This window comes from Streptomyces sp. WELS2, from assembly GCF_013870595.1.
Taxonomy (GTDB): Bacteria; Actinomycetota; Actinomycetes; order Streptomycetales; family Streptomycetaceae; genus Streptomyces.
In genome coordinates this window covers 1-9,873 of record NZ_JACBWZ010000173.1, presented here as the reverse complement: position 1 = coordinate 9,873, position 9,873 = coordinate 1, and the positions used below count along the sequence as shown (strand labels likewise).

Genomic DNA, 9,873 nt, shown 5'->3' with positions numbered 1-9,873 from the left:
CCCATCGCCTTGACCAGGAAGCCGAAGTAGCCGGAGATGCCGATGGCCACCACGGACACGATCTCCTGCGGCGACGGGTTGGTGTTGTCCACGGCCACGGGCCGGCCCGCCGCCAGGTGCTCCGTGACCAGCCGCATCTGCCGGGCCTGCTTGTTCCTCGCCCCGCGCGGGAACAGATCCTTGCCGACCAGCTCGTACCGGTCGGACAGGCACCTCGCGTAGAACGTGGACTTCCCGGAGGCCTGCAACCCGACCAGCACCGCCAGGTCCGGCGGGCCCGCCGGGTCGGCCTGTGTCGTCATACCGCCACTGTGGCACGCTTCCGGCCGGGCGCCGAGCCGCGCGGGGGGGGGCGGCCCTCAGTTCTGCCCGCTGCCCGCCAGCAGGCCGGTGACCTGCGGGCGCACGACCTCCCAGACGGTGGCCGGCAGGTCGCCGAGGGCCGTGTCGCGCAGGGCGCCGAGAGCGTCCTCGGCGCCGGTGTCGCACCGGGTGCTGCCGGTCAGCACGTCGTAGCCGTCCCGTACGGCGACGCGCAGCCGGCGCCCCTCGCCGTCCTCGGCGTGCACGGCGGAGGTCACGACGAGGGGCGGCTGCCCGCCGGGCCCGGCGGGCAGCTTGCGGTAGGCCGAGGCGAGGGGCGTGCGCCAGCGCAGACCGAGCAGCACGGGACGTTTGGCGACCACCTCGGCCAGGTCCGCCTCGCGGGCGCCGTCGGGCTCCAGGACCGTGGCCCGGGCTTCCAGGACGAGGGCGGGCGGCAGCAGGCAGCGCAGCGTACTGCCGACGATGTTGCCGCCGACCGTCGCGGTCCGCCGCACGGCGCCGGTGCCGATCGTGGCGGCGGCCAGCCGCAGGGCGTCCGGCACGGTCGCGTCGATCCGGTGCAGCAGCACGGCAGCGCCCAGGGTCTCCCGCCCGACGACGTTCGCCTCCGGCACCTCGCGCAGCGACATCGTGAGGTCCGGGAACCCGTCGCGCTGCCAGGCCGCCCAGACGAGCGTCGCGCCGCCGATCGGCACGGCCCCGTCGGCGAGGCACTGCCGGGCTTCCGGTACGGACGTGGGCAGACGCAACAGCACAGCGGCCGACCCGCCTTTCTGGACTCGGGACGCGGGGCGTCCGAGGGTTCGGGACGCGGAGGGACGGCGGACGGCCACCTGCCCGCCGACAGCGCAGTCTTCTCGTGCGGCGGGGGGCGCGTACAGGGCTCACACGAGCATGCGGCATGTGCTCGCGCGGCGCCGCCCGGCCGCCGGAACGGAAGGGCGGGCACCCTTCGCGGACGGCGGAATGGCCGGTGACCAGCGGGTGTTGGGACGGACGGGGGACGGCTGTCGCCCTCGTACCGCACGCGGCGTGACCCCGGCTGCCGGGGCGACCGTGCCCGACGGAAGGAAGCACCATCCATGGCCCGCGACTCGCGCACGATCACCAACCCGGCCACCCTGCACGACCCGGCCCCGTTCGGCTACAGCCACGCCGTCTCGGCGCCCGGCGCGCTCGTCTTCATCGCGGGCCAGTACGCCTCCGACGCCACCGGCGCCCCGGTGCCCGGTGACTTCGCCGCGCAGGTCGAGCTGGCCTTCGACCGGTTGCGGCTGGCCCTGGAGGCGGAAGGGCTCGGGTACGAACACGTCGTCCGCCTCGGCACGTTCGTCGTCGGCCACGACGCCGCGAAGCTGGAGGTCCTCGGCAAGGCCCTGCTCGCACGCTTCGGGGACCGGCTGCCGGCCCAGACACTGAGCGGGGTGGCGTCCCTCGCGCTGCCCGGCATGCTGTTCGAGGTCGACGCGGTCGCCGTCCGCCCGGCCGCGCCGGAGGTGTGACGGGGCGCCCGCGTCTCTCCTTTCCGTGCCCGGGGCTCGGCCACGTTCCGTACGGGACGGCAGGACACGGCCCGCCGGAGCCGCCGTACCCGTACACCTCCGGCCTCGCCGTACCGGAGCCCCCGCCGTCAGTCCCCGGCCGCCACCGCCCTGAACGTGTGCAGCGTCTCCCGTACCAGCTCGGCCATGTCCCGTTCCCCGTCGTCCGCGAGCCAGCGTTCGAAGCCGACCTTGAACACGGCGACCCCGGCCTCCGCGGCCAGGCCGGCGGCGGGTTCGGTGACGCCCCGGCGGCGCAGGGTGTCGGCGAGGGCGGCCGACAGGGAGGCGAGTTTGATCAGCTCGCGCTCCTGGAGTTCCGCGTTCGCCGTGATGACGGCGTGCCGTGCCCGCGCGTGGGCCCGCCGGCCGGCGAAGGCCTGGCTGACCGCGTCGAGTCCGCGGGCCAGCAGATCGATGGGCGCCGCGCTCTCGGGGGCGTCGGCGACCGCCCGGACGAACAGCTCCTGGATCTCGCCGGCGCCGGAGAACAGCACCTCGCGCTTGTCGGCGTAGTGGCGGAAGAAGGTCCGCTCGGTCAGCCCGGCCCGTCTGGCGATCTCGGCGACCGTCGTCTGTTCGTAGCCGCGCTCACGGTAGAGCTCCAACGCCGCTTCCGCCAGGCGCCCGCGCGCGTTCGGCTCCCATCTGCTCATGTCCGGGATCCTAACGATGTCAGTGACTGTCATGGAGTGCTAGGGTCGATGGCAGTCACTGACATCACTAGCCAGGAGTTCCCCATGCGCTTCTTCGTGACCGGCGCGTCCGGCTGGATCGGCTCCGCCCTCGTGCCCGACCTCTTGACGGCCGGGCACCAGGTCGTCGGACTGGCCCGTTCCGACGCCTCCGCCGCCGCGCTGACCGGGGCCGGGGCCGGGGCCGTCCGCGGCAGCCTCGACGACCTCGACGTCCTGCGGGAGGCGGCCGCCGCCTCGGACGGCGTGATCCACCTCGCCTTCAAGCACGATCTCGCCTTCGGCGGCGACTTCCAGGGGGCCGGCGAAGCCGACCGCCGCGCCGTCGACGCGCTCGGCGACGCGCTGGCCGGCACCGGCCGGCCCTTCGTCCTGGCCTCCGGACTGGCCGGTCTCGCACCCGGACGGGTGGCGACCGAACGGGACATGCCCCGGGCCGACGGTTCGCCCGCCGCCATCCGGGGAGCCACCGCCGAGGCCGTGCTCGCGCTCGCCGCGCGCGGCGTCCGCTCCTCCGTCGTACGGCTCTCCCCCACCTGTCACGGCGCCGGGGACAAGGGCTTCATGGCGATGCTGGTGGCCACCGCCCGTGCCAAGGGCGTCTCCGGGTACGTCGGCGACGGCGCCAACCGCTGGCCGGCCGTGCACCGGTTCGACGCCGCGCGGCTGTTCCGGCTGGCGGCCGAGAAGGCGCCCGCCGGGTCGGTGCTGCACGGCGCCGCCGAGGAGGGCATCGCCCTGAGGGACATCGCGGAGACCATCGGCCGGCGTCTCGGTGTGCCGACGGTGTCCGTGGCGCCCGAGGACGCGGTCGGACACTTCAGCTGGCTTGGCGGCTTCCTCGGCTACGACGCCGCCGCCTCGAGCACCCTGACCCGCGAACTGGTGGGCTGGGAGCCCGTACACCCCGGACTCCTGTCGGACCTGGAGGAGGGCCACTACTTCGAGGTGCCCGCCGACGCCGGGTGACGGGCGGGAAACGGTGACCGGTCGGGTCGCGACGACCGGGCGGGAAGCGGTGACCGGGCGGAAGACGGCGTGAAAAAAGTCCTGCCGGGCCAAGTGGCCCGGCAGGACTCGTCACTCGTGGCGGTCGCCGCTAGCCGCGGCGGCCCGCCGGATCGTGAGCGGTGGTGTCCCGGTCCTCGTCGTGCCGGACCGTACCGGAACCGGCGGTCCCGGCGCGCGGCGTCTCGGCCCGGTCCCCGTGGCCCGGCCACCAGGCGGCGTGGCCGATCAGGGCCGTGAGGCTCGGGGTGAAGAACATCGCCATGACGAACGCGGCCACCACGATGCCGAAGGAGACCGCGAAGCCCATCTCCGACAGCAGCGAATTGCCCGCCAGCATCATCGTGGCGAAGGTCGCCGCCAGGATGAAGCCCGCCGCGGCGACGGTCGGCCCGGCGTGCCGCAGGGCCATGCCGGCCGCCTCGCGCGGGTCCCGGCCCTCGCGGGCCTCCTCACGCAGCCGGGCGATCATGAGGATGTTGTAGTCGGTGCCGATCGCGACCACGAAGAGGTACATGATCACCGGCAGCATGAACATCAGACCCGAGTGGCCCTGACCGTTCTGGAAGATCCACACGGTGGCGCCGAGGGTGGCGCCGAAGCCGAGGCCCACGGACGCGATCAGGTACCAGGGGGCGACCACACTGCGCAGCAGCAGCCCCAGGATGATCATGATGAGGACGGCGGCGACCGGGAAGACCGTGCGGTAGTCGTGGTTGACCGCCGCGTCGATGTCCTTGTAGATCGAGGACATGCCGCCGACGAGCGCCTCGGTGCCGTCGGGCGCCGCCGAGTGGGCGACGTCACGGATCCGGCCCACGGCGTCGATCGCCTTGTCCGTCGACGCCTCGTACTTCAGCGTGACGGTGAAGTCGGCGGTGGTGCCCTCCTTGTTGAGCTGGGTCATGCGGGCGCTCGCGACGCCGTCCACCTCACCGAGCTTCCGCGCGTACTCCTTGAACTTCGACCCGTCCAGCTGCTTGCCGTCGGTGCTGGACAAGTAGACGTCGGTGGGGGCGGCCGCGCCCGCCGAGTACGCCTGCTGCATCCGGTCCTGGACGACCATGGACTCCTTGGTCTTGGGCATGGAGCCCGAGGCCAGGTCGAACGTGGCCTTGTAGCCGAGGGTACCGAGGGACAGCACCAGCAGGACCAGTCCGGAGACGATGGCGGTCAGCGCCGGGCGGCGCTGGACACCGCGCCCGAGGGCGGCGAAGCGGGCGTTCTGCGGTTCCTTCTGCCAGGACTTCGACGGCCAGAAGACCTTCGGGCCGATCAGCGAGACCACGGCGGGGATCAGGGTCAGGCCGGCGACCAGGGTGGCGCCGACCGCGATGGCGAGCGCGGGGCCCATCTGCTTGAGGAAGCCCAGCGTGGACAGCACCAGGGCGAGGAAGGCGATGATGACCGCTCCGGCCGCCGAGGCGATGGCCTCGCCGACCCGGTCCACCGCGTTGATCATGGCCTGCTTGGGTTCGTCACCGGCGCGCAGACTCTCGCGGTAGCGGAATATCAGGAACAGGAAGTAGTCGGTGCCGACGCCGAAGAGCACGACGATGAGCATCGAGGAGATCGAGCTGTTGGCCTGGAGGCCGAACAGCTTGGTGGCGTAGGCGATCAGGCCGTTGGCGACGGCGGACACCAGGCCGATCAGCACCAGGGGCAGTACGGCGAGGATCGGCGCCCGGAAGATGATCAGCAGGGTCACCAGGATGATGAGGAAGGTGCCGATACCGATCAGCGCCTCGCCGCGCTTGGACGAGTCCTGCTGGTCGAGTGCCTGCGCCGCGGAACCGCCGAGCCTGACGTCGAGATGCGTGCCCTTGGCCAGTTCCTTGGCCTGTTCGCGCAACTCCTTCGCCGCGTCGGCCTGTTTGGGCTGACCGGCGTTCTTGCTGTCCATCTGCACCAGGGTCATGGTGTACTTGCCGTCCTTCGACGGCGGGCCGGGGACGACCTTCTGGACCTGGTCGATGTGCTTCTTGCCCAGCTCGGTGGTGATCCGGGCGACATCCTTCTCGTCGGCGGCGGTGAGCTTGCCGCCGTCGGTGCGCTGGTAGAGCGCGATCGCGGACGGGGTGAAGGCGCTGGGGAACGCCTTCTGCTGGAGATCCGCCGCTTTGATGGACTCGTAACTCTTGGGTAGGAAACTGCTCTCGTCACTGTTCGAGGGCAGGCTCGGTGCGGTGGCGACTATCGCCACCGCGGCGATCAGCCACGCCACGATCGTCCAAATGGGATGACGGACGACGGCGTTGCCTATTCGTCGGAACATGCGGAGGGTCCTCCTGGGAAGGAAGATCACCGCAGCCCGGGGAGCGGTCCCTGGCATCGGCGACCCCGACCGGCGCGCATGGAACGGGCCGGTCGCATGGTTGTCTTGGTGTCACATCCTAGTGACCGGCTCCGCTCAACCCCTCATCGGACGCCCCCGGTCCACGGCGGAACGGTCGAATCACCGGCATATCCCCCTGACATACGGTGCCGTGCCCGGGATGAACGGCCGGGGCGCGGTCGTTGAAGCGGACGCGGGACTCGGCCGGCAACACCGACGTGAGGGAGTGGACATGACCGTCCAGGACATCGACCGGTTGGCCTTCGTCAAGGAGTGGGAGGAGTGGCACCGGGCCAAGGAGGACGTACTGGCCGGACCTCACGGCTTCCTCGCCATCACCGGCCTGCACTGGCTGGGCCCGGAACCGGCCCGGTTCGACGACACCCCCGGCGCGTGGTCGGCGACCGCGGACGGAGTGGTGGTCGAACTGGCCGAGGGCGAGGAACTGACCGTGAACGGCACGGTGGTACGCGGCCGGTACGCGTTCGGGGTCGTCCCCGAGCGGGAGAGCCGGTACGCCGACTGGGGCGAGGCCCGGCTGGAAGTCGCCCGGCGCGGCGGCCACGACATCCTGCGGCCCCGCCACCCCGGCAACCCGCTGCGCACCGCCTTCCGCCACACCCCCGTCTACGCCCCGGACCCGCGCTGGGTCGTCACCGGGCGTTTCCTGCCCTACGACCAGCCGCGGCCGGTCACCGTCGGCGCCGCCGTGGAGGGGCTGGAGCACGTCTACGACTCCCCCGGCGAGGTCGAGTTCGAGCTGGCCGGCGCCCGGCACCGGCTCACCGCGTTCAACGGCGGCGACCCCGGCGGTCTCATGGTGCTGTTCACCGACGCCACCTCGGGCGTGACGACGTACGCGGCGAACCGCTCGCTGTATATCGACGCGCCGGGCCCCGACGGTACGGTCACGCTCGACTTCAACCGTGCCGGGAACCTGCCGTGCGCCTACACCGACCTGGCCACCTGCCCGCTGCCGCCCACCGAGAACCGGCTGCCGGTGGCGGTGGAGGCCGGCGAGCGGATCCCCCTGGAGCGCGGCGGGCGCCCCTGAGCCGTGCGGGCGCCTGGTGAAGGCGGGCAGGGCACGGGTTCCGTCGCCGGACCGGGAGTGACGGACCTGGGCCGGCACACGGTACGGAGCCACGAGCGACGGGCCTGCCGTCCGGCTGGGGGATACGGGCGGAGGGGTCCACGACCCGGCCGGACTGACGAGCGGGGCCCGGGCGCAGGCGGGAGCGGCGAACCCGGGCCGCCGCGCCGTCCGGAATCACGAATGGAGCGGCCAACCGACCGACCTGAGGTGACCAACGGAGGGGCCCGGCACCCGACCCGGAGTCGCCAACGGAGGATCTCGCCGCTCGGCCGGGGCTCACGGACGGGGGCCCACCGCCCGGCCGGGGCTGACGAACGAAAGGATGATCCCACCGGTCGGCCGGGACTCGCGGCCAGGGAGCCCGTGGGCCGGCCGGGCAGGTCGAACGACGATGTCGAGGGAGCCGGTCGTGGAGTGGTCGGAGCGGGTTGTGGTCCGGGACGGGGTCCGGCTGGCCTGCCGTGACGGGGGTGGTCCGGGGACCGCCGTGCTGCTGTTGCACGGGCTGGCCGGCCACGCCGGTGAATGGGACGCGCTGGCGGAGAGGCTGTCGGGGCGTCACCGGGTGGTGGCGTTCGACCAGCGCGGGCACGGTGCGAGCGAGCGGCACCCCGGCGATGTCTCACGGGCGGCCTTCGTGGCGGACGTGGTGGCGGTCGCCGCGCGGCTGGGGCTGGACCGGCCCGTACTGGTCGGGCAGTCGCTGGGCGGTCACACGGCGCTGCTGACCGCCGCCGCCCACCCCGCGCTGGTCCGCGCGCTCGTCCTGATCGGGGTCGCCGGGTGCGCGCTCGTCCTGGTCGAGGCCGCACCCGGCGACCCCGATCCCGGGGCTCCCCGGGCCGTCGGCGCGTGGCTGGACTCGTGGCCGGTGCCGTTCCCCTCCCGCGCGGCGGCGGTCTCCTTCTTCGGCGGCGGCCCGGTGGGCGAGGGCTGGGCGGCGGGCCTGGAGCGTCACGAGGACGGCCGGCGCCCGCGGTTCGACCGGGACGTGATGGTCGCCGCGCTGGCGGAGACCGTCCGGCGTTCCTCCCGGCCGGCGTGGCGGCGGGTCGGCTGTCCCACCCTGGCGGTGTTCGCGCGGTCGAGCCTGATCCCGGGGCCGGACATCGACGCGATGCTCGCGCGGCGACCGCCGGCCATGGCGGTGAGCGTCCCCGGCACCGGGCACGACCTGCACATGGAACGGCCCGGGGTCCTGGACGAGTTGCTGGAGGGATTCCTCGCCGGCCTCGGGTAGCGAGTGTGCCGAGTCCCGGAACCAAACCACCCGTACGGTTTGCGGGGCGGGACGCGGAGCCGGGTCAGCAGGCGATGCCCGCCAGGTCCCCGGAGCGTTGCCGGGCCTCGGCGATCACCCGGGCGCCGCGGTCCGGCGCGGTGTCCAGCCGGGTGAGGACGGGCGGGGCCGCGATCGCGGCGAGGAGGTGGCTGTAGAGCGCGGCCGTGCGGTCGTCCAGGTCCGCCCAGCCGGCCAGGGTCTGCGAGACGAACTGCGCGCCCACCCAGGCGCCGAGGAACACCTGGGCCGTCTCCTCGGGCACCACGTGCGGCAGCACCTCGCCCCGCTTCTTGGCCTCGGTGAGCACGTGCGAGGTCAGCCGCGCCCAGGCCGGCCAGGCGCTGCCGAGCACGTCACGGCCGGGCCGGTCGGCGGAGATCCGGACGCCGGCGAGCAGGAAGGGTTCCCGGGGCAGCCGCCTGGCCAGGGTCATGCCCGCGTCCACCCACTCCTGTAACTTCAGGTCGCGGGGCAGGTGGTACTGGGGCGTCAGCTGCTCCTGTAACACCCCTTGGGCGAGGGCCGCCTTGGAGTCGAAGTGGAAGTACAGGGCACCCTTGGTGACACCGGCCCGCTTGAGGATCTCGGAGATGGTGGCGGCCGCGTACCCGCGCTCGGCGAAGACCGCTGCCGCGGCCCGCAGCACGGCACGCCGGGTCCGGACAGCTCGATCCTGCTGAGCCACACGTCCTCCCCCGCCGGAAACCAAACCAAACAGTACGTACTGTACCGCACGGCGGGTCGGCACCACGGTGGCCGACGGCCCGCAGGCCGGTCCACGGAGACGAGCGGAGGTCCACCCGTTCGGCCCCGTCCCGAAGGTGTGGCGCGCGAACGTTCCGGAGGATGGGGAGAGCACCCGGTGTCGGTGCGGGGCCGGATCGACTTCGTCTTCTACCACCCGGACAAGCGGCTCGAGCTCGTCGACAGCATCCTCGTCGGACCGTCCAGCAGCATCGTCCGCAGCCGGCGCGTGGAGGAGTCGGGCGGGGACAGGTTCTGGCGTCCCACCTGGACATGGCCGACCGACCACAAGGTCGTCCTCAGCACCTTCCGGCTCACCACGCGCTGAACTGCCGTCCTGCGGCCGCTGCTTGACGGGCCGTCGGGCGGTCGTGGCGAATTCGGTTGCGGCGGGGCGGGCGGACCGGGTGGGGTACTGCCGTGAACGGTGCCACGCGGCAGGCGCGGGACGGGGCGGCGGCGCGCGGGGTCACGGCGCGGCCGGCTCCCTGGCGCCGGACGGCCGTGCTCGTGGCCCTGATGCTGGCCGCCTTCACCCTCAACACGGTGGAGAGCCTGCCGGTCGGCCTGCTGGAGCCCGTCGCCGCGAGCCTGCGGGTGTCCGTACCGACGGCGGGTCTCCTGGTCACCGGGTACGGCCTGACGGTGGCCGTGGCCTCCGTGCCGCTCGCCCATGTCCTGCGGGCCGTGCCCCGGCGTCATGTGCTCGCCGGACTGCTGGCCGCGCTGGTCGTGTCCAGCGTGGTGTCGGCGCTGGCCTCCTCCTACGGGATCCTGCTCGCCGCGCGGCTGCCGGCCGCGCTCGCGCAGGCACTGTTCTGGGCCGTGACGGGTCCGGTCGCGGC

General features: G+C 73.2%; 11 protein-coding genes. 6 read left to right on the top strand and 5 right to left on the bottom strand.

Translation table 11 applies throughout. The features are described 5' to 3' along the window. Both H5J33_RS13355 and H5J33_RS13350 read right to left on the bottom strand, forming a co-directional pair. Positions 1-302: AAA family ATPase (locus tag H5J33_RS13355; RefSeq protein WP_181795122.1), on the bottom strand; the 302-nt coding region annotated here is incomplete at its 3' end. 57 nt (positions 303-359) lie between these two features. After that, positions 360-1,082 (bottom strand): FAD binding domain-containing protein, encoded by a 723-nt coding sequence (locus H5J33_RS13350; protein WP_181795121.1) that lies wholly within the window; start codon positions 1,080-1,082, stop codon positions 360-362. A 327-nt stretch (positions 1,083-1,409) separates the two neighbouring features. Here H5J33_RS13350 and H5J33_RS13345 point away from each other — a divergent pair, with 327 nt between their 5' ends. After that, the gene (locus H5J33_RS13345) at positions 1,410-1,829 is read left to right on the top strand and encodes a RidA family protein (protein WP_181795120.1); all 420 of its coding nucleotides are present in this window, start codon (positions 1,410-1,412) and stop codon (positions 1,827-1,829) included. Between the two features lie 128 nt (positions 1,830-1,957). Here H5J33_RS13345 and H5J33_RS13340 read toward each other — a convergent pair whose 3' ends face one another. Continuing rightward, the gene (locus H5J33_RS13340; protein ID WP_181795119.1) at positions 1,958-2,524 is read right to left on the bottom strand and encodes a TetR/AcrR family transcriptional regulator; all 567 of its coding nucleotides are present in this window, start codon (positions 2,522-2,524) and stop codon (positions 1,958-1,960) included. Between the two features lie 84 nt (positions 2,525-2,608). Between H5J33_RS13340 and H5J33_RS13335 the strand changes: the two genes are divergently transcribed. Then, entirely contained in the window at positions 2,609-3,532 is a 924-nt protein-coding gene (locus tag H5J33_RS13335) for an SDR family oxidoreductase (protein ID WP_181795118.1), read from the top strand. Between the two features lie 130 nt (positions 3,533-3,662). On the opposite strand, the gene H5J33_RS13330 is transcribed toward H5J33_RS13335, so the two are convergent. Further along, positions 3,663-5,846, bottom strand: a complete 2,184-nt coding sequence (locus tag H5J33_RS13330) for an MMPL family transporter (RefSeq protein WP_181795117.1) — start codon at positions 5,844-5,846, stop codon at positions 3,663-3,665. A gap of 292 nt (positions 5,847-6,138) precedes the next feature. On the opposite strand from H5J33_RS13330, the gene H5J33_RS13325 reads away from it, so the two are divergent. Together H5J33_RS13325 and H5J33_RS13320 are read left to right on the top strand one after the other, a co-directional pair. Further along, the gene (locus tag H5J33_RS13325) at positions 6,139-6,960 is read left to right on the top strand and encodes a DUF1684 domain-containing protein (protein WP_181795116.1); all 822 of its coding nucleotides are present in this window, start codon (positions 6,139-6,141) and stop codon (positions 6,958-6,960) included. A 433-nt stretch (positions 6,961-7,393) separates the two neighbouring features. After that, positions 7,394-8,242, top strand: a complete 849-nt coding sequence (locus tag H5J33_RS13320) for an alpha/beta fold hydrolase (RefSeq protein WP_181795115.1) — start codon at positions 7,394-7,396, stop codon at positions 8,240-8,242. 64 nt (positions 8,243-8,306) lie between these two features. On the opposite strand, the gene H5J33_RS13315 is transcribed toward H5J33_RS13320, so the two are convergent. Further along, positions 8,307-8,969 carry a ScbR family autoregulator-binding transcription factor gene (locus H5J33_RS13315; RefSeq protein ID WP_181795114.1) on the bottom strand — a complete coding sequence of 221 codons (663 nt, stop codon included), beginning with the start codon at positions 8,967-8,969 and terminating at the stop codon, positions 8,307-8,309. A 177-nt stretch (positions 8,970-9,146) separates the two neighbouring features. Here H5J33_RS13315 and H5J33_RS13310 point away from each other — a divergent pair, with 177 nt between their 5' ends. After that, the gene (locus H5J33_RS13310; RefSeq protein ID WP_258565047.1) at positions 9,147-9,356 is read left to right on the top strand and encodes a hypothetical protein; all 210 of its coding nucleotides are present in this window, start codon (positions 9,147-9,149) and stop codon (positions 9,354-9,356) included. Positions 9,357-9,547: 191 nt separating this feature from the next. Next, the coding region (locus H5J33_RS13305; RefSeq protein WP_181795123.1) for an MFS transporter at positions 9,548-9,873 on the top strand (326 nt) is incomplete at its 3' end.

Coding starts and splice junctions, on each gene's coding strand:
- H5J33_RS13330 (WP_181795117.1), bottom strand. CDS start 5,846: ATGTTCCGACGAATAGGCAACGCCGTCGTCCGTCATCCCATTTGGACG.
- H5J33_RS13335 (WP_181795118.1), top strand. CDS start 2,609: ATGCGCTTCTTCGTGACCGGCGCGTCCGGCTGGATCGGCTCCGCCCTC.
- H5J33_RS13340 (WP_181795119.1), bottom strand. CDS start 2,524: ATGAGCAGATGGGAGCCGAACGCGCGCGGGCGCCTGGCGGAAGCGGCG.
- H5J33_RS13320 (WP_181795115.1), top strand. CDS start 7,394: ATGTCGAGGGAGCCGGTCGTGGAGTGGTCGGAGCGGGTTGTGGTCCGG.
- H5J33_RS13345 (WP_181795120.1), top strand. CDS start 1,410: ATGGCCCGCGACTCGCGCACGATCACCAACCCGGCCACCCTGCACGAC.
- H5J33_RS13325 (WP_181795116.1), top strand. CDS start 6,139: ATGACCGTCCAGGACATCGACCGGTTGGCCTTCGTCAAGGAGTGGGAG.